The sequence below is a fragment of the Pseudomonas sp. BN415 genome (genome assembly GCF_029871195.1).
Lineage (GTDB): Bacteria > Pseudomonadota > Gammaproteobacteria > Pseudomonadales > Pseudomonadaceae > Metapseudomonas > Metapseudomonas resinovorans.
In genome coordinates, this window is the sequence record NZ_SSOK01000064.1 from 157918 (window position 1) to 179913 (window position 21996).

Consider the following 21996-nt stretch of genomic DNA (forward strand, 5'->3'; position numbering starts at 1 on the left):
AAAGAATTGAGGATCAATCAACATGGCTGCTAAAGAAGTCAAATTTGGCGATTCCGCCCGCAAGAAAATGCTGGTCGGCGTAAACGTACTGGCCGATGCCGTTAAAGCGACCCTCGGCCCGAAAGGCCGCAACGTTGTTCTGGACAAGTCCTTCGGCGCTCCGACCATCACCAAGGACGGCGTTTCCGTTGCCAAGGAAATCGAACTGAAAGACAAGTTCGAAAACATGGGCGCCCAACTGGTGAAAGACGTTGCCTCCAAGGCCAACGACGCAGCCGGTGACGGCACCACCACCGCTACCGTCCTGGCTCAGGCCATCGTCAACGAAGGCCTGAAGGCCGTCGCTGCCGGCATGAACCCGATGGACCTGAAGCGCGGCATCGACAAGGCCACCATCGCCATCGTTGCCCAGCTGAAAGAGCTGGCCAAGCCCTGCGCCGACACCAAGGCCATCGCCCAGGTAGGCACCATCTCCGCCAACTCCGACGAATCCATCGGCAACATCATTGCCGAAGCCATGGAGAAAGTTGGCAAGGAAGGCGTGATCACCGTTGAGGAAGGCTCGGGCCTGGAAAACGAACTGTCCGTTGTTGAAGGCATGCAGTTCGACCGCGGCTACCTGTCCCCCTACTTCATCAACAAGCCGGACACCATGGTCGCCGAGCTCGACGGCCCGCTGATCCTGCTGGTGGACAAGAAAATCTCCAACATCCGCGAAATGCTGCCGGTCCTGGAAGCAGTCGCCAAAGCTGGCCGCCCGCTGCTGATCGTCGCTGAAGACGTTGAAGGCGAAGCCCTGGCTACCCTGGTTGTGAACAACATGCGTGGCATCGTCAAAGTCGCAGCCGTCAAGGCTCCGGGCTTCGGCGACCGTCGCAAGGCCATGCTGCAGGACATCGCCATCCTGACCGGCGGCACCGTGATTTCCGAAGAAGTCGGCCTGTCCCTGGAAAGCGCCTCCCTGGAGCACCTGGGTAACGCCAAGCGCGTTGTGCTGAGCAAGGAAAACACCACCATCATCGACGGCGCTGGCGCCCAGGCTGACATCGAAGCCCGCGTTGCCCAGATCCGCAAGCAAGTCGAGGAAACCACCTCCGACTACGACAAGGAAAAACTGCAAGAGCGTCTGGCCAAGCTGGCCGGCGGTGTTGCCGTGATCAAGGTCGGTGCGGCTACCGAAGTCGAGATGAAAGAGAAGAAGGCCCGCGTTGAAGACGCCCTGCACGCTACCCGTGCTGCCGTCGAAGAAGGCGTGGTTCCTGGCGGTGGCGTTGCCCTGGTGCGCGCCCTGCAGGCCATCGAAGGGCTGAAAGGCGACAACGAAGACCAGAACGTCGGTATCGCCCTGCTGCGTCGTGCTGTCGAAGCTCCGCTGCGCCAGATCGTCGCCAACGCCGGTGACGAGCCGAGCGTGGTGGTTGACAAGGTCAAGCAAGGTTCCGGCAACTACGGCTTCAACGCCGCTACCGGCGTGTACGGCGACATGATCGAGATGGGCATCCTGGACCCGGCCAAGGTCACCCGTTCCGCTCTGCAAGCCGCTGCCTCCATCGGCGGCCTGATGGTCACCACCGAGGCCATGGTTGCCGAAGTGGCTGACGACAAAGGTGCCCCGGCCATGCCTGACATGGGCGGCATGGGCGGCATGGGCGGCATGATGTAAGCCACCCGGCCATCCGGTCTGAAGAAGCCCCGCCTAGTGCGGGGCTTTTTCTTGCGCCTGGAGTTGGGCGGACCAACAGGCCATGGGTATGATCCTCCGATACCGCATCGCCTGAGTATCCCGCAGGGCTTCCGCTCAACGGTGCTTCGGCCGGCAACTGGCCGTCAGCGGTTTGATGAATGGAGTTGAGCCGATGCGCATCCTGCTGGTCGAAGACAACAACGACATCCTGGCCAACATGGTCGATTTCCTCGAACTCAAGGGGTATAGCGTCGACTGCGCGCGAGACGGCCTTTCCGGCTTGCACCTGGCCAGCAGCGAGCACTATGACCTGGTCGTGCTGGACATCATGTTGCCGGGACTGGATGGCTACAGCCTGTGCCGCCGACTGCGCGAAGAAGCCCGGCGCGACACGCCAGTGATCATGCTCACCGCACGGGACTCCCTGGACGATCGCCTTCAGGGTTTCAAGGCCGGCGCGGATGACTACCTGCTCAAACCCTTCGCCCTTTCCGAACTGGCTGCCCGCATGGAGGCCGTGCTGCGTCGCTCTCTGGGGGGTGGCAAGCGTGCCCTGCAGGTTGCCGATCTCAGCTACGACCTGGACACCCTGGAGGTCAGTCGCGCGGGCAAGCCGCTCAAACTCCACCCCATCGGCCTCAAACTGCTCGCCGTGTTGATGCAGAAAAGCCCGCATCTGGTGCGCCGCGAAGTCCTGGAAGAAGCCCTCTGGGGCGATGACTGCCCCGACAGCGACAGCCTGCGCAGTCATATCCATCAGTTGCGCCAGGTGATCGACAAGCCTTTCGGCAAGCCGTTGCTGCATACCCTGCACGGGCTCGGCTACCGCCTGGCGGAGTCCGCTGATGGAGTTTAAGCACAGTCTGGCCCGGCGGATCCTCATCGCCTTCGTGCTGATGACCAGCCTGGTGGGGGGCACCTTCGCCGTGGGCATCATCGAAGTCGTGCACCTGATTGAAGAGCAGTTGATCTCCCGCGATCTGAACAATGAGCTCAACCGGGTGCTCACCGAAAGCCATGCCGCCGGACGACCACCAAGCCTGGACAGTGATACTCGTTTCTACAGCAACGATGGTCCCGCGCCGACTGCGGTACCTGAGAACCTGTCCAAGCTTGCGCCGGGCTTCCACGAAGTGTTCGAGGGGCGAAGTTCCTATCACGCGCTGGTCCGCGAGATCGACGGCCATCGCTACGTGATGCTGCAGGACCAGAGCGATTTCGAGGCTCGCGAACAGGTGCTCTACCGGGTGGTGATGGTCGGTTTCGTTCTCAGTGTGCTGCTGGCCCTGGTGCTGGGCTGGATACTTGCGCGCAAGGTGATCGAACCGGTGGTTCGACTGGCCGGCCAGGTTCGCCATCGTGACCAGTTGCTCGGAATGGCGCCACCGCTGGCTCCGGACTACGCCGCCGACGAGGTTGGACAATTGGCGCAGGCCTTCGATGACACCCTGGGCCGCCTGCATGAAGTACTCAATCGCGAGCGACTGTTCACCAGCGACGTCAGCCATGAACTGCGTACGCCGCTCATGGTGCTGGCCACCTCCTGTGAACTGCTGGCGGACAATTCCCACCTCGACCCGCGTGGTCGTGTCCAGGTGCAACGCATCGCTCGCGCCACCGAAGAAATGCACGACCTGGTGCACACCTTCCTGATGCTTGCCCGCGCACAGCGCGACGAAACCAACCTGGCCCCCCACGCGAGCTTGCGCAGCGTGGCCGACGACCTGGCGGGCCAATGGCGCGAGCACATCGAGAACAAGGGCCTCAGCTTCGAGTACCGGCCCGGTCCGCCCCAGGAGCAGCGCTACAATGCCTCCTTCCTGCGCTCGGTACTGGGCAACCTCCTGCGCAACGCCTTGCACTACACCGACAGCGGAAGCATCCGACTGGTGCTCGAAGAGAGCGGTTTCGTAGTGGAGGACAGCGGCGTGGGCATCCCGGAGGAGGACCGTGAATCCATGTTCCGACCCTTCGTCCGCGGCCCGGCGCGGCGTGGCGACGGTCTAGGGCTCGGACTTTCGCTGGTCCAGCGGATTTGCGAGAACCAGGGCTGGGCTGTCAGGTTGAGCGCAATGGAACCCACCGGTTGCCGTTTCCAGGTGGATCTCAAGGCGAGCGATCGGCCCGCCAATTGACGTTTTTTTCACCTGCGTTTGACCCGCCCTTGACGTCAGCGTGATTAGGTTAGGGACCATCTTCCCGCCGGAGGTGGTCCATGACCCGCCCGATCAATCTCGAGTTCTCCGATAAGTACGACCGCGAGCACGCCGAAGCCTACTTCCGCAAGCATCAGTCCGGCCTCTCGCGTCGCCTCTCCAACTGGCGCGACCAGCAATTGGCGCGGCGTGCCTTGGCCTTGGCTGATGAGCCAGGCCTGGTTCTCGACCTGCCCTGCGGTGCCGGACGCTTCTGGTCGCTGTTAGCGGAGAAACCCAATCGGGTCATCATCGGCGCCGACAATTCGGAAGAGATGTTGCGGGTGGCCAATGAGTTCCAGCCACCGGAACTGGTCAAGCGTGTGCGCATGATGCAGACCTCGGCCTTTGCCATTGATCTGCCGGCGAACGCCGTCGACAGCGTCTTCTGCATGCGTCTGCTGCACCACATCGGCGATTCAGCCGATCGGCTGGCGCTGTTGCGCGAATGCCACAGGGTGACCCGCGACAGCTTGATCCTGTCCCTCTGGGTCGATGGCAACTACAAGGCCTGGAAGCGCCGCCGTCTGGAAAGCCGTCGCCAGTCCCGGCGCGCGGAAACGGGTTACCAGAACCGCTTCGTATTGCCTGTGACCACCGCTGAGGCAGAGTTCCGCGAGGCCGGATTCGAGATCCAGGAGCATCTGGACTTCCTGCCGTTCTATGCGATGTGGCGGGTCTACGTGCTGCGCAAGGCGACGGCCCATGCCCACTGACTGGGCCGACATCGCGAAACCTACCGAGGACGAGCGCTTTTTACGCTTCTGGGTCATGCGCGGTGATTGGGTGGAAGCGCCCAACCGTCGCCGAGGGGGTGAGAGCGGTGTGCAGAGATTGCATCTGGCCGATGGCACGCAGCTGTACCTCAAGCGACAGGTCGGACATCTCTACCACAGTCTTCGCCACCCCTTTGGCCGACCGACCGTGCTGCGCGAGCGGGACGCCCTGCTCGCCATCCAGCGTTTGGGTGTGCGGGTTCCGCGATTGGTCTATGGCGGGGTTCGTTACCAGGCCGACAGCGGCTGGCAAGGGCTGCTGGTGACCGAGGCTCTGGACGGTTTCATCGAGTTCGAGCGCTGGTACGCGGCAACGAAAGGAGAAGGGGAAAGACACCTCGTACTGCAACAATTGGCAGCTACCCTTTGCCGCCTGCACCAAGGCCGGTGGCAGCACGGTTGCCTCTATGCCAAGCACGTCTTCGTGCGCCCGATGGGGGAAGGTGGATTGCCCGAAGTTGCCCTGCTGGACCTGGAAAAGGCCCGGCGCCGGCTGTCGAGCAAACGGGCAGCGCTGCGCGACCTGTGGCAGTTTAAGCGCCATTCGTCACTGGATGAGGCGGATTGGCAGATACTGATCTACGGTTATGAAGCAGCGTTTGGCAGCGCTATCAAGGGGTTGCGAACATGAAGTTAGAAGTCACGCGAGCTTTGTTCCTCGTCGGCGCCTTGGGGGTGGCCTCCCTGGCGGTGGCTGCCTGGCATGAACCTACGCCCTCAGTGGTTAGCGTCAACGGGCTGGGTTACTGCCCATTGCCGCCTAACGCGCGCCTGAAAGCGCAGGTGCAACCCGACGAGAGTCTACTGCTGTTCATGGTCGGCCTGTCGCAGGGACTGCGTAGTCAGGAGTGAGGCAGGATTCATGTAAAAACCCCGCGAAAGCGGGGTTTTTTGTTCATCGCCTCATGGCTCAGTGGCTGGTCGAAGGTTGGCCTTCCGGCTGCAGTTCTTTCTTCGCCAGCAGCGTGTAGACGCAAGGCAGGACGAAGAGCGTGAACAGCGTACCGATGGACATGCCGGTGGCGATGACCAGGCCGATGTCGAAGCGGCTGACCGCACCGGCGCCGGTGGCGAGGATCAGCGGCACCATGCCGAACACCATGGCGGCTGTAGTCATCAGTACCGGGCGCAGACGGATGGCGGCGGCTTCCTCCACCGCTTCACGGGCCGTCAGGCCTTTCTCGCGGCGCAACTGGTTGGCGAACTCCACAATCAGGATGCCGTGCTTGCTGATCAGGCCGATCAGGGTCACCAGGCCCACCTGGGTGTAGATGTTCATGCTGGACACGCCGAGGAACAGCGGGATCAGCGCACCGCAAATGGACAGCGGCACCGTCACCAGGATGACCAGCGGGTCGCGGAAGCTCTCGAACTGCGCGGCCAGCACCAGGAAGATGATCGCCAGAGCCAGTGCGAAGGTGACGTAGAGTGCGCTGCCTTCCTGCACGTATTGGCGCGATGCCCCGGCATAGTCGAAGCCGTAGCCACGCGGTGCTTCTTCGCGGGCGATCTGCGTCACGGTGTCGATGGCTTCGCCCATGCTCACCAGCGGGAAACCTTCGATGACTGCCGAGTTGAGCTGCTGGAACTGCTTCAGACGGGTCGGTCGGGCGCTGTCATGCACACTGATCAAGGTCGACAGGGGCACCATCGTGCCGCTTTCGCTCTTCACGTAGTAGTTGCTCAGCCAGCCCGGGTTGTCTCGATAGGCACGTTCCACCTGGGCGATCACCTTGTAGCTGCGGCCGTCGATGGTGAAGCGGTTGATCTCGCCTTCCCCCAGCAGGATGGCCAGGGTCGAGCCCAGGTCTTCCATGGACACGCCCATCTGAGCGGCCTTGGCGCGGTCGATGTCCACCACCACTTCCGGTTTGTCGAACGCCAGGTCGACGTTGAGGAAGGCGAATTTGCCCGACTCCATGGCGCGCGCCTTGATGCGTTCGGTCACCTGCAACAGCGACTCGTAGTCGTTGGGGGTGTTGATCACGAACTGGAACGGCAGACCTTCGCCGGTACCTGGCAGCGACGGCAGATTGAAACCGAAGATCTGCAGGCCGGGGATCTGGTTGAGCTTGGCCTGCACCTCGTGGAGCAGCTCCATCTGGGTGCGCTCGCGGTCATCCCAGGGTTTCAGCAGGAACCCGCCTATCCCCGACTGCACGCCATCGAAGCCGTTGATCTGGAACGACGAGTAGTACTCGGGGAACGCCTTGAAAATCTCGACGAACTTACCGGTGTAGGCATTGAGGTAGTCCAGGTTGGTCGGTTGTGGCGCCTTGGCCATGATGAAGACGATGCCCTGGTCTTCGTCGGGGGCCAGTTCGCTCTTGGTGAACTTCAGCAGTACCGGGATCAGGCACAGCACGATCACCGCGAACACTACCACCACCGGACGGGTGTTCAGGGTGCCGTGCAGGGCGCTCTGATAACGCCGCTTGAGACGGTCGAAAATCATGTCCAGCTTGTGCGCCAGGCCTGACGGGTTCTCATCGTGGCGCAACAACTTGGAGCACATCATCGGCGACAAGGTCAGGGCGACGATGCCGGAGATGATCACCGCACCGGCCAGGGTCAGGGCGAACTCTCGGAACAGCGCGCCGGTCAGGCCTTCGAGGAAGCCGATGGGCGCATACACTGCCGCCAGGGTGATGGTCATGGACACCACCGGCACGGCGATCTCGCGGGCACCCTCGATGGCGGCGTCGAACGGCGTCTTGCCCTCCTCGATGTGCCGGTGGATGTTCTCCACCACCACGATGGCGTCGTCCACCACCAGGCCGATGGCGAGCACCATGGCCAGCAGGGTCAGCAGGTTGATGGAGTAGCCCATCAACTGCATGAAGAAGAGCACGCCGATCATCGACAGCGGGATGGTGATCACTGGGATCAGCACCGAGCGGAACGCACCGAGGAACAGGAAGACGACCACGATCACGATCAGTACCGCTTCACCCAGGGTCTTCACCACTTCGTCGATCGAGGCCTGGATGAATCGGGTGGCGTCGTAGGCGATGGACACCTTGAGGTTTGGCGGCAGCTGGGACTCGAGCTCCGGCATGATGGCGCGCACGTGCTTGATCACGTCCAGCGGGTTGGCGCTGGGGGTGCCCTTGATGCCGATGTAGACCGAAGGAATACCGTCGAACGAGCTGATGGAGTCGTAGTTCTCCGCGCCCATCTCCACCCGTGCGATGTCACGTACCAGCACGCGGCTGTCACCCACCGTTTTCACCGGGATGGCGCCGAACGCTTCCGGTGACTTGAGGTCGGTGGTGGCGTTGATGCTGGTCACCACGTACTGGCCCTTCACCTCGCCTGCGGCGGAGAGGAAGTTGTACTTGCGCACGGCGTCGCTGACGTCGTTGGCAGTGATGCCGTAGGCCGCCATCCGCACAGGGTCCAGCCACAGGCGCATGGCGAAGACCTGGTTGCCGAGGATTTCCGCCTCGGCCATGCCGGGCAGGGTGGCCAGCTTGGGCTGGATCACCCGCGACAGGTAGTCGGTAATCTGCGGGTTGGACAGCTGATCGCTATAGAAGCTGATGTACATCAGCGCCGTCGAATCGGCTGCTTCCTTGGACAGCACCGGGTCTTCGGCGTCCTGGGGCAGCTGGTTCTTCACTTCGTTGGCCTTGGCCAACAGTTCGGTGAAGAGGCGGTCGGAGTTGGCGCCGATGCGTGCGTAGATCTGGATGACCGACATGTTCTGCTGGCTCGACGACGTCATGTAGTCGATACCTTCGGCACTGGCCAGGCTCTGCTGCAGCGGCTGGGTGATGTAGCCCTGGATGGTCTCGGCGTTGGCGCCCGGGTAGGCGGTGGTCACCGTGATCAGGGCGTTCTCCATCTGCGGGTACTGGCGGATCACCAGCTTGCTGAAGGCCTGGAAGCCCAGCAGCACGATCAGCAGGCTGACCACGGTCGCCAGTACCGGGCGACGGATGAAAGGATCTGTGAAAGCCATGTTCCGTTCCTTCGCGCGCGTGTGTGTCACTGGGCGCGGGCTTGATTTTCCGGTTTGGTGGCCAGCGTCTGGTCAGGGACAACGGCGACGTGGGAACCGTTGTCCAGCTTGAGCTGGCCGGAGGTCACCACCTGTTCGCCGGCCTCGAGGCCCTTGAGCACCACGACCTTGCCATCACGACGTTCGCCGGTTTCGACGAAGCGGCGCTCCACCACCAACTGAGGCTGGCCGTCCTGGCCTTTTTCGGGCTGGCCTTCGGCGTTCTTCTTCTCGCCGATCACGTACACCGAGTTGCCGTAGAGGGTGTAGGTGATGGCGCTTTCAGACACCACCACGCGCTCCTGGTCGCCCGGCAGCAGTACTTCCAGGTTGGCGAACATGCCCGGCAGCAGCTTGCCGTCGGGGTTCTGCAACATGGCGCGAACCTGCAGGTTGCGGGTGGTTTCCTCCACCTTGGGGTTGAGCGCGGCGATGTCGCCTTCGAAGGACTCGCCCGGGAAGGCGGCAACGCTGATGCGTACCTTCTGGCCGACCTTCAGCAGCGGGGCGGACTGTTCCGGCAGGAAGAAGTCGACGAATAGGGTGTTGAGGTCCTGCAGGGTGGCGATGGTGGTGCCGGAGGAGAGGAAGTCGCCCACGTCTACCTGGCGGATGCCGATGGTGCCGGAGAAAGGCGCGATGATGCGTTTCTTGTCCAGCAGGGCCTTGAGCTGGGCGACCTTGCCGGTGGCGGCCTGGAGTTCCGAGGAAAGGCGGTCGAACTCGCTCTTGGAGATATTCTGCCGGCTGACCAGGCTGCGGCCGCGTGCGAACTCGACGCGGGCCAGGGACAACTCGGCCTCGGCGGTAGCCAGGCTGGCGCGCTCCACGTCGCTGTCCATCTGGATCAGCGGTTGGCCCAGCTTGACCTTCTCGCCTGAGAGGAAGAGCACGTCCTGGACGGTGCCGCTGGCTTCAACAGTGAGATCGACGCCCTGGAAGGCCTTCAATGAGCCGATGGCGGGCAGGCGGCTTTGCCAGGGCTGTTCGACGGCGTTCTCAGCCGAGACGCTGATGGGGGGCTGAGGCGCAGAGAACTGCTGGACCTGCTGGTAGATCGAGAGGCCTTTGTAGGCGGCGAGGGCGAGGACCACGAGGGCAACCACGCCCAGCATGATGAGCATGCGGCGGAGCAACATATTCCGGTTCCTTGGCAGGGAAAAAGTGGCCTGGGAATAGGCGAGGCAAGCACCTTAGTACCAGACTTAGACCAAGTCAAAGACAAGAAATTGCAGAACATTGCTTTCGGGGAAATAGTCGATTTCGGGCAGAGATGATCGACGGAGATCGCGAAGTTTTACGACATTTCCTCGAGCGGAAACCTGGCAGATTCTGATCGGTGGGCCAAGTCCGGGGCGGCACCTCCTTGTGCCGTCTGTCGGTCAGGCGCGCAGGCGCGCGGTGAGTTGGTTGAGGTCGCCGGAAAGGCCGTGCAGGTGCTGGCTGGCGCCTTGGGTGCGCTGCACGTTTTCCTGGTTTGTGGTGGCGATGGCGGTGATCTCGGTGAGGTTGCGCGAAATGTCCTCGGCCACCGAGGTCTGCTCCTCCGCGGCGGTGGCGATCTGTCGGTTCATGTCACGGATGGCCTCCACTGCGTCAGTGATGCGTTGCAGCATCGCGCCGGCTTCGGTGACCTGGGCGACGCTCTCCTCACTGCGGTTCTGGCCGTTCTCGATGGCGCGCACGGCGTTGAGGGCGCCGGTCTGAACCGTATCGATTATCTGGTGGATCTCCGCAGTGGATTCGGCGGTGCGCTGGGCCAGGGTGCGTACTTCATCCGCAACCACCGCGAATCCACGGCCCTGGTCGCCGGCGCGGGCGGCTTCGATGGCGGCGTTGAGGGCCAGCAGGTTGGTCTGTTCGGCGATGCCGCGAATTACTTCCAGCACCTTGCCGATGCGGCCACTGTCGCTCTCCAGGCGGCGGATCACGTCGGCGGTGTTGGCGATTTCGCTGCGCATGCCGGTGATGCTGTGGATGGTCGCCTGCATGACCGAACCTCCCTGCTGCGCCGAATGGTCGGCCTGGTCCGCGGCACCGGCCGCTTCGGCGGCATGGCGTGCCACTTCCTGGGCGGTGGCGGACATCTCGTGCATGGCCGTGGCGACCTGATCGGTGCGCGAAAACTGCTCACGGGTGCCTTCGGCCATCAGGCTGGCGATGGCATTGAGCTCGCCGCTGGCGTTGTCCAGTTGCGTAGTGCTCTGCTTGAGGCGATTGAACGTGTCGGCGAGGAAGTCGCGCAGGGTGTTGGCGGCGACCGCCAGGCGCCCGAGTTCATCCTGGCGGCTGGCATCCACGCGCTGGCCGAAGTTGCCCTGGCTGAGTTGGGCGATGTGTTCGATCAGCGAGCTGATGGGGCCGATCAGGTTGCGGTTGATCAGCCAGAGGCTGAACAGTCCGATGCCCAGGCTCGACAGCAGCATCACCACGATGCCCAGGTTCACGGTGCTGTCGGCGCTGGCGCTGATGGCTTCGGATTGCTGGGTGCCGCGGGCATGCAATTCGGCCACCAGTGCGCTCATCTGTTCGCTGGCTGCGCGGTCGATTCCCTTGACCGCGTTGTCCCCGGCTATCGGGTCGGCGCCGGCGGCGATGAAGGCATCCCGGCCCTTGCGGTAGGCGATACCGAGGTTACGGTGTTCATTGCGCAGGCTCTCCACCTTGGCCTTCAAGGCGCTGTCTTCGAGGTCTTGGGCCTTCTCCAGCAACTTGCCCAACAGGGTCTGGACCTTGGCTTCCTGACCTTCGAACTGGCTCCAGTACTTGTTCAGGCTCTCCTGCTCCTTGCCGCGCAGGAGCACGTTCTTCCACTCCTGGACCTGCACCTTGAACTCGAGGTTGGCCTCATCCACCAGGCTTGAAGCCTCCAGCGTGCCGTCCACCAGTCCGCGATAGGACTGGATGCCGCCGGAGAGGAAGTGGATACACGACAGGGCGATCAGCAGGAGCAGCAGCAGGCTGCCGCCGAGCAGGGTGAGGATCTGGCCACGCAAGGAGCGTTGCAGAGACATGGTGTTGCGCCTCTCGGAGAAGGAAGGGGGATGTCGGCTCTCTACCAGACGAATGTTGCAGGACGTCGAGCGCGGCGTTGGCGCGGACGAGCCTGTCTCTGGCGAGCTCTCTATAGGTCGGCACCGGGAGGCGCCGCTGAAGGCCCTGAGTCGGGAATTTGTGGGGTACGAAAGTGCCAGGAAACCAGGAGTGCCGGGGCTTTCACGCGGGTCGCATGAAGGCGGGGCACTCCTTAGGAACGATCCTCGGTGAGCCCGGTGCAGAGATCCTGCACCGGGCTATCAGGCCAGGTGCAGATGGTTGTCCCAGAAGCTCGCTGGCAGTTGCAGCGGCGTGGCGATGAACTGATCGCCCCGGCAGTCGTACAGGCGGCAACGTCCCTGGCCGGAAGTGACGACGAAGCCGTCCTTCACCGTGCCGACACCGGCGCAGTCCGGCAGCGGTGCGTCCAGGCGAACGGCGCCGCTGTCCAGGTCCCAGATGAAGAAGCGGTTGCCACGCGGTGCGGTCAGGGCCACCAGGCGCAGCTCGTCATGAATGGCGACGCTGGCGGTGTACTGGACCATCGCCAGGCGCTGTTCGTCCTCCAGCGGGAAGGGCTGGAAGGGCTGGCCGGGGCGCTTGATGGCGAGCAGGTCGGCGCGGTCGGTGGCATCGCCCATGTACTGCTGGCCGGCGACGATGGTGCCGTCGGCGCCGATGGCCAGGTGACGGATGCTGTTCATCTGCTGCGGCAGGGTTTCCTTCGACAGCAGGCTACCGTCGCGGCGCATCAGCACCAGGCTCGGTTCCATGGCGTCGAGGTTCATCTCCACGCGGCTTTCGGCCTCGGTGCGGATGCCGCCATTGGCGACCACCAGGGTTTCGCCATCGGGCATCCAGGAAACCTGGTGTGGGCCAAGGCCGTGGGTGGACAGCTCGCCTTGATGGATCAGCCGGCCGTCCTGATAGCGGTATCGGCCAAGCATGCCGCGACCGGGGTCGGTGGTGTCGTTCTCGGTGGTGTAGAGCCATTCGCCGTCACGGTGCCAGACGCCGTGGCCGTAGAAGTGGCGGTCCTCGCGAGAGGCCAGCGTCTGCAGCAGGCGGCCGTCGCGCAGGTCCACCAGGTAGCTCTCGGTGCCCGGACGGCGGGCGACGAAGAGCGCCACGGGCTCGCTGGGGTGCTCGACGATGTCGTGGCAGCGCTGGGCGACGCGGGTGGCAAACACCTGGGAGCCGTCGAGGCGGTAGCCCACGGCGTAGTGATGACCATCGGCATCGTCGCGAGCGGAGAGCAGCAGGGGCGATTGCCCCTTGCGGCTGAGGGTCCAGCCGCCCAGACCGACGGCACCAAACAGCAGGCTGGCGAGAGTGAGGACCTGGCGGCGGAGCATGTCAGTCACCGTCGTTGGCGTTGAAACCGAGCTGCACGCCCAGGGCCTTGGCCAGTTCACCGGAGTGCAGGCGTTGCACGCGATCCAGGCTGTCGTAGAAGTCGTTGACCTGCTTCATGCCTTCTTCGCTGGCGAGCAGCACGCCCAGCGGTTGCTTGAGCGCATCGAGCTTGCCACGGGCTTCGACATAACCAGCGTCGATCTTCTCAGCCAAGGCCTTCTGATCGTCGCCCAGCAGGCTGCGAATGCCGTGCTTGTCGGTGCCCAGCCAGAGGGTTTCGGCGCTGGCCAGGGCGGCGGCGACGTTGGAGAGGGAGCTCTCGCTGCGCCACGCTTCGGCCTGCATCGGCTGGGGCAGGCCCTTGGTCTGGCGGCCCAACGGGGTGCCGAGCTTTTTCTTCAGGGTGTCGAGGGCGGTGACCTGGACTCGCAGCAGCTCGGAGATGGCTTCATGGGAGTCGGCGTAGCGCTGGTTGGGGAATTTGCTCAGTTGGTCGAGCATGCCGTCCTTGCTGTTCCAGCGCGCCAGGATGTCCTCGGCCAGGCTCTGCTGGCGCTCGCCGATGGCTTCCAGCAGCGGGCAGTAGCGTGCCTTCTGGGCGCTGTCGGCCATGTCCAGATGGCTGTCGAAGAGGATGTATTCATAGGCGGACAGGCCCTGGACCACCACGCTGGCCTTGGCCAGGGCTTCAGCATTGACCTGTGGCTGGGCCTTGACCAATTGCTCCACCTGGCGACCGACCAGGTTCTTCTTGTCCGGCCAGAACTGCACTTGCCAGGCGCGGTTGCCCTCGGCCAGCGGGCCGACCATCAGCGGCTGCAACTCGGCCCAGGCTTTCTGCGCGTTGCGGAAATCGGCACGGGCCTTGGCCAGGTCTTCCTTGCCGGAGCAGAAGGCCAGGGCGCTGGCGGCGAGCTGGCGGTCCGCTTCGACCCAGCGGCTGTAGGTCGGCAGGATCACGTCCTTGGCCAGGGCCGCGGCGGTCTGCGCCTGGGGATCCTGCGGGGCGCAGGCACCTAGGGCCATGGCCGCGAGGCTGGTGAACAGCAGTTTGGGACGGAACATGCGGGGCTCCTTATAGGGAATTCAGGAAGGCCAGCAGCGCGGCGCGCTGCTCGGCGTCGTAATTCAGGACCTCCTGCTTCGCCGGTTCAGCTTCACCACCGTGCCAGAGGATGGCTTCCAGCAGGTTGCGCGCGCGGCCATCGTGCAGGAACTGGGTGTGTCCGCTCACCGTTTCGGTCAAGCCGATGCCCCAGAGCGGTGGAGTGCGCCAATCGCGACCGCCGGCCTGGAACTCAGTGCGGCCATCGGCCAGCGCTTCGCCCATGTCGTGGAGCAGCAGGTCGCTGTAGGGGCGGATCAACTGGTTGGCCAGCTCGGGTTCGGCAGCATCGGCCGCCGTGGTGAAGCTGGGGGTATGGCATGCCTGGCAGCCGGCCTGGTGGAACAGGCCCTTGCCGTCCAGCACCTGCGCTGCGTCCACTCGGCGCCGGGCCGGAACGGCCAGGTTGCGGGTGTAGAAGAGTACGAGGGACAGGATGTTGTCGCTGACTTCCGGCTCGCCGCCGTTCACCGCTGCCTTGCAAGCGCTCTGCGTCGCGGTGCAATCGTCCTGGGGCAAGGGCGTGGTGGTCAGGCCCATGTCACCAGAGAAGGCATGAGTATTCTGTTGATTCAGACTGGGCTGTCCGGCCTTCCAGCCGAAGCGGCCGAGTACAGATTTGCCGGCGACGTCGTCCCACACCTGGTTGGCGCGGCCACGGATGCCGTCGCCGTCGTGATCTTCCGGGTCGGCATTGGCCAGGATCGCGGACTCGGGAATCGCCTCCAGCAGGCCCAGGCCGATCATGGGTGGGGCGACGCGAGCGGAGAACAGCGTGTCCGGGTGCATCGGGCCGTAGCCGAGACGGGATATTTCCAGTCGCGGTTTGCGCAACTCGACGCGGGTGCCGTCGGCAAAGGTCACCGGCACCGGCTCGTAGCTGACTCGCACCTTGCCCTCAGGCTCGACGCCGGGAATCGACACGTCCTGAAGTTGGCCGCCGTATACCGGCTCTGGCACCACGCCCAGTCGTTCGAGCTGCCGCGCATGTTCGGCCGAGGCATCGGCCGGGATCGATAGCCGTACCAGCATCGAGACTGCGTTGTTCGCGCCAGGCGCCGGTGGGTGACCGCGGCCGTCCTTCACATGGCAGTTCTGGCAGGCGTTGGTATTGAACAGCGGCCCCAAGCCATCGCGCGCCGTGGTGGTGGCGGGCGCAATCACCCAGGGGTTGCGGAAGAAACTGTTGCCGACACTGAAGTCCAGACGACGCATCGGTGTGAGGTTGGCCGACGGCATGGAAAAGGCGTTGTGGTCGAACTGGCGGACCGTCGCCGCGCCGCCGGAAAGGTGTTCGCCGGGCTCGGCCTGGGTGAATCGCGGCGCGTCGTCACAGGCACTGAGGCTGAATGCCAGCAGCAGGGGCGACAGGCGGCGAAAGGCCGGTGGAGCAAGCATTGGCGGGGTTCCGGTCGACGAGAAACAGGCCGGCAAGCTTATCAGGACTGTGGCTTCTGAATAAGAGGGATTTGCGTTTGCCTTACATTCTGGAGCGCCTTGTGATGCTCATTCTGTGGGGGCGATTTCAATCGCCAAGCAGGACAAAGTCCTACTGCGAAGGCCCGTATGGGGGCCACTGCGCCGTCCTTGGCGGGTAAGTTCGCCCCTACAAGGAAAACGCCCGGAACTGCAGGCAAAAAAAAGCGGATGCGGCACTGGGCCGCATCCGCTTCTGCTTACTGCTGCGTCGATCAGAACTGATGATCGGCGTTGTCCGGCTTCAGGTCGGTGATGCCGAGCTTGGAGGCGGCTTCTTCGATGGCGCCGGTCTGCTTGACCAGGGAAGCGATGGCATCGCGCACCAGTTGCTGGCCGGCGGTGTTGTCGGCGGCGATCAGTTGGTCGAAGTGCACGCCCTTGTTGGCGCTGTCCACCAGGGCTTGCAGCTTGCCTTCGGTGGCTTCCAGGTCGGCTTTCAGGGTGGTGTCGGTCTGGGCGTCGATCTTGGCGACCAAGGACGACAGGCTCGGACCGGTCAGGGTGGTGCCGTCGACCTTTTTGTACTCGCCCAGGTAGACGTTGCGGATGCCCTTGCCGTTGTAGAAGTGCGAGTTGTGGGTGTTGTCGCTGAAGCAGTCGTGCTCGTCTTCGGTGGAGTTGGCTTCCAGCGCGACCTTCATGCGCTCGCCCGCCAGCTCGCCAAGGGACAGGCTGCCCATGCCGAAGAGCATCTTGCGCAGGCCGGAGTCAGCCGGTTCGGCTTCCAGCTTGGCGCGGTAGTTGTCGGCAACGCCGGCTTTCCACTGGCCGACCATGTATTCCAGGTCGCTGACCAGCAGGTCGGTGGCGGCTTTGAGGTAAGCGCGACGGCGCTCGTTGTGGTCGCCAGTGGAACCTTCGCCGACCACATAGTCGGTGGCGGGACGGTTGCCGGCGCCTGGGCCGCTGCCGTTCAGGTCTTGGCCCCAGAGGAGGAACTCGATGGCATGGTAGCCGGTGGCGACGTTGGCTTCGGAGCCGCCCAGCTCGTTCAGGCTGGCCAGCTTCTCGCCGGTGATTTCAGTGACGTCGATCTTGTCTTCGCCGACCTGGATGGTGGTGTTGGCGACGATGTTGGCGCTGGCGCCGGGGTTGCCCAGGGCGTGCTGGTAATCGCCGGCTACGTAGTCGATCAGGCCTTCGTCCAGCGGCCAGGCATTCAGCTGACCTTCCCAGTCGTCCACCACCGGGTTGCCGAAGCGGAACACTTCGGTCTGCATGTAGGGAACACGTGCGGCCAGCCAGGCTTCGCGGGCGGCCTTCAGGGTGTCGGCGTCAGGCTTGGCGAGGAAGGCGTCAACGGCCTTCTGCAGGTTCACGCCGGTAACGTGGGCGTCGGTGAACACGGCCAGGGCGAGGTCGGCATAGTGGGCAACGACCTTCTTGGCCTCGGCCTCGTCGACCTTGGCCGTGGCAGCCGGGGCCGCGGCGGTGGCGGCCGGAGCAGCGGTTTGCGGTGCTGCAGCTTCTTTCTTGTCGTCACCGCAACCAGCGAGGGAGATGGCGACGGCGAGCAGGCTGGCGGTGGCCAGGGGCATACGAATCATGTGCGAGGTCCTTTGCTTCTAGGTGATGGCAATGTGTAGTTGCGCAAATGAAAACCGACACATAATGCGAAAGATTTTCATTTTTGGAAAGGCTGTTATCGGGCGTTTTGCAACAGCTGTGTCCAAGGTCTCCGCGTCTTGGGCCAAACACCCTTAGAATCGCCATAACCCTGATGACCCGCAGCTGAAGGAGAAGCCTGCATGAGTCTGACCAGCGTTGCCCTGATCGTGGTCCTGTTACTTGTCGCCGCCTATGCGGTGATCCTCTACAACGCGCTGGTGCGCCTCAAACATGGGGTGGGCAAGGCCTGGTCGAATATCGAGGTACTGCTCAAGCAGCGCCATGACGAGTTGCCCAAGCTGGTGGAAACCTGCAAGCAGTACATGCAGCACGAGCGCACCACACTCGAGCGGGTGATCTCGGCTCGCAATGCGGTAGCCAGTGCCCGCGAGAAGGGCGATATCGGTGCCCTCGGCCAGGCCGAGAGCGGCCTGCGCGCCGGCCTTGGACAGCTTTTTGCCTTGGCGGAGAACTACCCGCAGCTCAAGGCCAACGAAAGTTTTCAGTTCCTCCAGCAGCGCATCAGCGGCCTGGAGAATGGCATCGCCGACCGTCGCGAGCTGTACAACGAGGCGGTGAACCTGAACAACGTGCGCATCGAGCAGTTCCCGGACGTGATCATTGCCGGCCTGTTCGGCTTCAAGGCAGCTGAACTGCTGGAGTTCAGCGAAGCCGAGAAGGCCGACGTCGACCTCAAGAGCCTGTTCGGCTGATATGGCTGTGGATATCGCCGGTCTGACCATCAGCCTGGGCTTCAGCCTCGGTGCCTTTGCCGGCGGCGGTTGGTGGTGCCTGCGCCGCTTGGCCCAGGCGCGGCTGCTGCTGGATACCCCGACCTCGAAGATCCGCTCCGCCGCCCAGGGCTATGTGGAGTTGTACGGCCTGCTCCATTCCTGCGGCGAGGGCCAGTTGGTCGCGCCGCTGACGGGCAAGCCGTGCCTCTGGTGGCGCTATCGCATCGAGGAATACAGCGAGAGCGGCAAGAACAAGAGCTGGCGGGTGGTGGACAGTGGTGTCAGCGATGCCTGGCTGCGCCTGGTCGACTCCACGGGCGAATGCCTGATCGATCCGCGCGGTGCCGAAGTTCGCCCGTCGACCCGCGAGGTCTGGAAAGGCCATCAGCGTCATCCTCGTGGTGCCCTGGTTTCTGGCGGTCTGAGTGGCTGGCTGTCCGGCGGTGAGTACCGATACACCGAGGAACGCCTGCATGCCGACGAGCCGCTGTATGCCATTGGCGATTTCCGTACCAGCGGCGGTGGCCGCCAGGGGCTGGACCTGACCTCGGCCCAGGGTGCGGTGATCCGCGAGTGGAAAGGCGATTTCGCCGGCTTGCTGCAACGCTTCGACAGCAATGGCGATGGCCTGTTGGACGAAGCGGAGTGGTCGCGTGTGCGCCTGGCCGCCGGCCTCGAAGCCGAAGACCGCCATCGCCACACCAGCGCGGCGCCGGCCGTGAACCAGATGCGCCGGCCGCCGGAGTCACAGCCCTTCCTGCTGTCCAGTCACGGCGAGGATGTGCTCGCGCGGCAGTTCCGTTGGCAGGCACTGCTTGGCGCAGTGCTCTGCGTCGGCGGTGCGGTGGCGACCGTGTATCTGCTCAGGGTGACGGGGCTTTTGTAGGGTGGGCTTTAGCCCACCGATTAGGCTCAAGTTGACCAGGTGATATGAGGCGCGGCACGCAACGATGAGATTCGCTGCGCTCTACCGCATCCTACTGGACCGGTGTCAGAGCGTGGCGGGATTGGACGCAGCGTTGGTCAACCGTCGGGCCTGCTTGAGGTAGAGGGTAAGTTCGCGGGCGGGCAGGGGTTTGCTGTACAGGTAACCCTGACCCTCGTTGCAGCCCTGGGCAATGATGTAGGCCTCCTGCTCGGCTGTTTCCACGCCTTCGGCGATCACCTGCATGCCCAGGCTGCGGGCCAGCTGGATGATGGCGCGGACGATGGTGGCGTCGTCTTCGTCTTCCAGCACGTCCTGCACGAAACTCTTGTCGATCTTGATCTTGTCCAGCGGCAGGCTCTTCAGATAGCTCAGCGAGGAGTAGCCGGTCCCGAAGTCGTCGATCGCGATCAGCGCGCCGGAGCGACGCAGGCTCAGCAGGTGCTGGGCGGCGGTGGAGATGTCCTCCATCAGGCCGGTTTCGGTGACTTCCATTTCCAGGCTGCGTTGCGGCAGGCGGTAGACCTGCAGCAGGTTGTTCACCACACGCGGCAGCTCCGCGTGGTGCAGTTGCACGGTGGAGAGGTTGATGGCCATGCGCAGTTCGCTGAAACCCTGGTCATGCCATTCGCGAAGCTGGCGGCAGGCCTGGTCCAGCACCCATTCGCCGATGGGGATGATGGAACCGTTCTGCTCGGCCAATGGAATGAACAGGTCCGGCGGCACGAAGCCGTGCTGCGGGTGCTGCCAGCGAAGCAGGGCCTCGACGCCCACCACGCGATGGTCGCGATAATCCACCTGGGGTTGGTAGACCAGGTGCATCTCGCCACGGGTGAGGGCTTCACGCAGGTCCTTTTCCAGCTCGCGGCGGCGGCGCATCTCGCTGTCGACGCTGGCGATATAGAACTGGTAGCGATTGCGCGAGCGGCTCTTGGCCAGGGTCATGGTCTGTTCGGCTTTCTGCAACAGCTTCTCGGTGCTGTCGCCATCTTCAGGGAAGAGGGTGATGCCGATGGTGGCACGCAGGCGCACTTCCTGTTGCTCCAGGGAGAAGGCCACTTCGAGATCGTCGAGCACGCTCTGGGCCAGTTCGGCGGCCTCATAGGGTTGCTCGATGTCGGCCTGGACCAGGGCGAATTGGTCGCCCCCCAAGCGGGCCAGCGCGCCGAGGCGGCCGCTATGCCCCCGCAGGCGGTCGGCCAGGGCGATCAGCAGTTGGTCGCCGGTCTGGTAGCTGAACTGTTCATTCACGCCCTTGAAGTCATCCAGTCCCACACAAAGCACGGCCACACGGCGTTGCAGACGGCCGGCGTCCTGAAGGATCTGGTCCAGCTGCTGTTGCAGTTGCTGGCGGTTGGGCAGGCCGGTCAGGAAGTCGTATTGAGCCATGCGCAGCAGGCTGTTTTCGGCTTCGCGGCGCAGATGGGTATTGCGTTCGATGGAGGCCAGCAGGTCGTTGGCAGTGGTTATCCACAGGCCAAGTTCATTCTTCTCGTTGCCCTTGAGCATGGGCAGCTTGTGTTCGCTGGGGCGGTCGGGGTTGATGCCGGAAAGGTGCTCGATGATCTTCGACAGGGGCTTGGTCAGCAGCCAGTGGTACACGAGGTAGAGCACCAGGCCCATGGCCAGGGCGCGCAGCACGCCGGAAATGAAGATGATCACCGAGCTGGTGACGAAGTCTTCGCCGTAGGGGGCGGTGTCGAGCGTGATGCTGAGGTCGCCGTAGTACTCGCTGTAGGGGCTGCGGCCGACCAGTTGGGTGGTGAAAGTCTGTTCCTTGCCGAGTATGGGGTCAGTCAGCCAGCGGGTTGACAGCTCCATCAGCGGCCGGTCTTTCTCCGCCAGCATGGGCTCGTTGGGGTGGCCGATGGAGGCGTGGCGCACCGATTCGTGCTGGAACAGGCCTTCGATCACCTGCATGCCCATCTCGCGATCCAGGCTGTAGACGGCCTGGGTCGAGGGGTCGCGGAACATGCCGAGTATCCGGTTGGCGTCGTTGGAGACCGCCTGCCGCGTCTTGTAGACATCGAACACGATCTGCGCGCAACTCAAGACCACACCCACAACCAGTGCGGATAGCAGCACCACGCGCAACAGCTTCAGTGACAAGCTGTGTTTGAGATCCAGCTTCAAATGGAGATTCCTTGTTCGATGCCGCCAGGCGTCAGACGGGTGTGAGTATTGGCAAACAGGCTCTGGCCGTCAAAGGGCCAGTATGTGAATGCCACTATTCATTGCGTCGATCCACTCCAGCGACCGGCGCATTGGTCTCCCCCTCACCTTTATGTCGGTGCGAACCAGTCCGAGCTTGAGGGGTTGTCTGACAATTTTTCCCTTGTACCGCAACAAGACGACGAACGACGCCCAAATATGAAGAAACCCGGCGAATGGCCGGGTTTCTCTTACCGCTGGAACGGGTCTCAGGCAGCGTAGTTCTTGGCTACGAAGTCCCAGTTGACCAGGTTCCAGAAGGCCTCTACGTACTTCGGACGCAGGTTGCGGTAATCGATGTAGTAGGCGTGTTCCCAGACGTCACAGGTCAGCAGTGGGGTGTCGCCGCTGGTCAGCGGAACGCCGGCGCCGATGGTGCTGGCCAGGGCCAGGGAACCGTCAGCCTTCTTCACCAGCCAGGCCCAGCCGGAGCCGAAGGTGCCGATGGCGGTCTTGGTGAACTCTTCCTTGAACTTGTCGAAGGAACCGAAAGCGGCATTGATGGCGTCAGCCAGGGCGCCGGTGGGTTGGCCACCGCCGTTCGGAGTCAGGCAGTTCCAGTAGAAGGTGTGGTTCCAGATCTGGGCTGCGTTGTTGAAGATGCCGCCGGAAGAGGTCTTGATGATTTCTTCCAGACTCTTGCCTTCGAACTCGGTGCCCGGAACCAGGTTGTTCAGGTTCACCACATAGGCGTTGTGGTGCTTGCCGTGGTGGAATTCCAGGGTCTCGGCGGACAGGTGCGGCTCGAGGGCATTCTTCTCATAAGGCAGCGGCGGCAATTCGAAAGCCATGTCTATCTCCTTCATCAGGTCGGGATTTTTGCGCCAGGCGCGGGGCCGTTCACGGTCGGCCGAAATTGCGGCTGTGAGTTCGTACTCTTTTTT

General features: G+C 63.3%; 17 protein-coding genes. 8 read left to right on the top strand and 9 right to left on the bottom strand.

What is annotated here, in order from left to right; translation table 11 throughout:
• Window positions 1-22 precede the first annotated feature (22 nt).
• The 6 genes from groL to E8F20_RS22835 all read left to right on the top strand — a co-directional run bounded on the left by groL (window position 23) and on the right by E8F20_RS22835 (window position 5507).
• The gene (gene groL / locus E8F20_RS22810) at window positions 23-1663 is read left to right on the top strand and encodes a chaperonin GroEL (protein WP_280285778.1); all 1641 of its coding nucleotides are present in this window, start codon (window positions 23-25) and stop codon (window positions 1661-1663) included.
• Window positions 1664-1856: 193 nt separating this feature from the next.
• Window positions 1857-2540, top strand: coding sequence for a response regulator transcription factor (locus tag E8F20_RS22815; RefSeq protein WP_280285779.1), 684 nt, complete (start codon window positions 1857-1859; stop codon window positions 2538-2540).
• Window positions 2530-3819: a HAMP domain-containing sensor histidine kinase gene (locus E8F20_RS22820; protein WP_280285780.1), complete on the top strand. Its 1290-nt coding sequence runs from the start codon at window positions 2530-2532 to the stop codon at window positions 3817-3819. The genes E8F20_RS22815 and E8F20_RS22820 overlap by 11 nt, the downstream gene beginning before the upstream one ends.
• A gap of 80 nt (window positions 3820-3899) precedes the next feature.
• Window positions 3900-4595: a class I SAM-dependent methyltransferase gene (locus tag E8F20_RS22825; protein ID WP_280285781.1), complete on the top strand. Its 696-nt coding sequence runs from the start codon at window positions 3900-3902 to the stop codon at window positions 4593-4595.
• Window positions 4585-5286 (top strand): lipopolysaccharide kinase InaA family protein, encoded by a 702-nt coding sequence (locus E8F20_RS22830; RefSeq protein WP_280285782.1) that lies wholly within the window; start codon window positions 4585-4587, stop codon window positions 5284-5286. Before E8F20_RS22825 ends, E8F20_RS22830 begins: the two co-directional genes overlap by 11 nt.
• On the top strand, window positions 5283-5507 hold the full coding sequence (locus tag E8F20_RS22835; protein ID WP_280285783.1) for a hypothetical protein: 225 nt from the start codon (window positions 5283-5285) through the stop codon (window positions 5505-5507). Before E8F20_RS22830 ends, E8F20_RS22835 begins: the two co-directional genes overlap by 4 nt.
• A 58-nt stretch (window positions 5508-5565) precedes the next feature.
• On the opposite strand, the gene E8F20_RS22840 is transcribed toward E8F20_RS22835, so the two are convergent.
• The 7 genes from E8F20_RS22840 to E8F20_RS22870 form a co-directional block, all read right to left on the bottom strand.
• Window positions 5566-8619, bottom strand: coding sequence for a multidrug efflux RND transporter permease subunit (locus E8F20_RS22840; RefSeq protein ID WP_137821299.1), 3054 nt, complete (start codon window positions 8617-8619; stop codon window positions 5566-5568).
• A 26-nt stretch (window positions 8620-8645) separates the two neighbouring features.
• On the bottom strand, window positions 8646-9797 hold the full coding sequence (locus E8F20_RS22845; protein WP_280285785.1) for an efflux RND transporter periplasmic adaptor subunit: 1152 nt from the start codon (window positions 9795-9797) through the stop codon (window positions 8646-8648).
• Window positions 9798-10040: 243 nt separating this feature from the next.
• On the bottom strand, window positions 10041-11672 hold the full coding sequence (locus E8F20_RS22850) for a methyl-accepting chemotaxis protein (protein WP_280285786.1): 1632 nt from the start codon (window positions 11670-11672) through the stop codon (window positions 10041-10043).
• Window positions 11673-11954: 282 nt separating this feature from the next.
• A complete protein-coding gene (locus E8F20_RS22855) occupies window positions 11955-13049 on the bottom strand; it encodes a DUF1513 domain-containing protein (protein WP_280285787.1) in 1095 nt (364 codons plus the stop codon).
• A gap of 1 nt (window position 13050) precedes the next feature.
• Window positions 13051-14115 (bottom strand): imelysin family protein, encoded by a 1065-nt coding sequence (locus E8F20_RS22860; RefSeq protein ID WP_280285788.1) that lies wholly within the window; start codon window positions 14113-14115, stop codon window positions 13051-13053.
• Window positions 14116-14125: 10 nt separating this feature from the next.
• Window positions 14126-15553, bottom strand: coding sequence for a di-heme oxidoredictase family protein (locus E8F20_RS22865; RefSeq protein ID WP_280285789.1), 1428 nt, complete (start codon window positions 15551-15553; stop codon window positions 14126-14128).
• Between the two features lie 293 nt (window positions 15554-15846).
• A complete protein-coding gene (locus tag E8F20_RS22870) occupies window positions 15847-17181 on the bottom strand; it encodes an imelysin family protein (RefSeq protein WP_280285790.1) in 1335 nt (444 codons plus the stop codon).
• A gap of 201 nt (window positions 17182-17382) precedes the next feature.
• On the opposite strand from E8F20_RS22870, the gene E8F20_RS22875 reads away from it, so the two are divergent.
• Both E8F20_RS22875 and E8F20_RS22880 read left to right on the top strand, forming a co-directional pair.
• On the top strand, window positions 17383-17955 hold the full coding sequence (locus E8F20_RS22875; RefSeq protein ID WP_280285791.1) for a LemA family protein: 573 nt from the start codon (window positions 17383-17385) through the stop codon (window positions 17953-17955).
• 1 nt (window position 17956) lies between these two features.
• Window positions 17957-18862: a GIDE domain-containing protein gene (locus E8F20_RS22880; protein WP_280285792.1), complete on the top strand. Its 906-nt coding sequence runs from the start codon at window positions 17957-17959 to the stop codon at window positions 18860-18862.
• Between the two features lie 105 nt (window positions 18863-18967).
• Here E8F20_RS22880 and E8F20_RS22885 read toward each other — a convergent pair whose 3' ends face one another.
• Window positions 18968-21034: a GGDEF domain-containing phosphodiesterase gene (locus tag E8F20_RS22885; protein ID WP_280285793.1), complete on the bottom strand. Its 2067-nt coding sequence runs from the start codon at window positions 21032-21034 to the stop codon at window positions 18968-18970.
• 287 nt (window positions 21035-21321) lie between these two features.
• Window positions 21322-21903 (bottom strand): superoxide dismutase [Fe], encoded by a 582-nt coding sequence (gene sodB / locus E8F20_RS22890; protein WP_028628711.1) that lies wholly within the window; start codon window positions 21901-21903, stop codon window positions 21322-21324.
• Window positions 21904-21996: the final 93 nt, after the last annotated feature.

What these genes read in the sequence shown, in the direction of transcription:
- groL (WP_280285778.1), top strand. Translation starts at nt 23, where the DNA reads ATGGCTGCTAAAGAAGTCAAATTTGGCGATTCCGCCCGCAAGAAAATG.
- E8F20_RS22815 (WP_280285779.1), top strand. Translation starts at nt 1,857, where the DNA reads ATGCGCATCCTGCTGGTCGAAGACAACAACGACATCCTGGCCAACATG.
- E8F20_RS22820 (WP_280285780.1), top strand. Translation starts at nt 2,530, where the DNA reads ATGGAGTTTAAGCACAGTCTGGCCCGGCGGATCCTCATCGCCTTCGTG.
- E8F20_RS22825 (WP_280285781.1), top strand. Translation starts at nt 3,900, where the DNA reads ATGACCCGCCCGATCAATCTCGAGTTCTCCGATAAGTACGACCGCGAG.
- E8F20_RS22830 (WP_280285782.1), top strand. Translation starts at nt 4,585, where the DNA reads ATGCCCACTGACTGGGCCGACATCGCGAAACCTACCGAGGACGAGCGC.
- E8F20_RS22835 (WP_280285783.1), top strand. Translation starts at nt 5,283, where the DNA reads ATGAAGTTAGAAGTCACGCGAGCTTTGTTCCTCGTCGGCGCCTTGGGG.
- E8F20_RS22840 (WP_137821299.1), bottom strand. Translation starts at nt 8,619, where the DNA reads ATGGCTTTCACAGATCCTTTCATCCGTCGCCCGGTACTGGCGACCGTG.
- E8F20_RS22845 (WP_280285785.1), bottom strand. Translation starts at nt 9,797, where the DNA reads ATGTTGCTCCGCCGCATGCTCATCATGCTGGGCGTGGTTGCCCTCGTG.
- E8F20_RS22850 (WP_280285786.1), bottom strand. Translation starts at nt 11,672, where the DNA reads ATGTCTCTGCAACGCTCCTTGCGTGGCCAGATCCTCACCCTGCTCGGC.
- E8F20_RS22855 (WP_280285787.1), bottom strand. Translation starts at nt 13,049, where the DNA reads ATGCTCCGCCGCCAGGTCCTCACTCTCGCCAGCCTGCTGTTTGGTGCC.
- E8F20_RS22860 (WP_280285788.1), bottom strand. Translation starts at nt 14,115, where the DNA reads ATGTTCCGTCCCAAACTGCTGTTCACCAGCCTCGCGGCCATGGCCCTA.
- E8F20_RS22865 (WP_280285789.1), bottom strand. Translation starts at nt 15,553, where the DNA reads ATGCTTGCTCCACCGGCCTTTCGCCGCCTGTCGCCCCTGCTGCTGGCA.
- E8F20_RS22870 (WP_280285790.1), bottom strand. Translation starts at nt 17,181, where the DNA reads ATGATTCGTATGCCCCTGGCCACCGCCAGCCTGCTCGCCGTCGCCATC.
- E8F20_RS22875 (WP_280285791.1), top strand. Translation starts at nt 17,383, where the DNA reads ATGAGTCTGACCAGCGTTGCCCTGATCGTGGTCCTGTTACTTGTCGCC.
- E8F20_RS22880 (WP_280285792.1), top strand. Translation starts at nt 17,957, where the DNA reads ATGGCTGTGGATATCGCCGGTCTGACCATCAGCCTGGGCTTCAGCCTC.
- sodB (WP_028628711.1), bottom strand. Translation starts at nt 21,903, where the DNA reads ATGGCTTTCGAATTGCCGCCGCTGCCTTATGAGAAGAATGCCCTCGAG.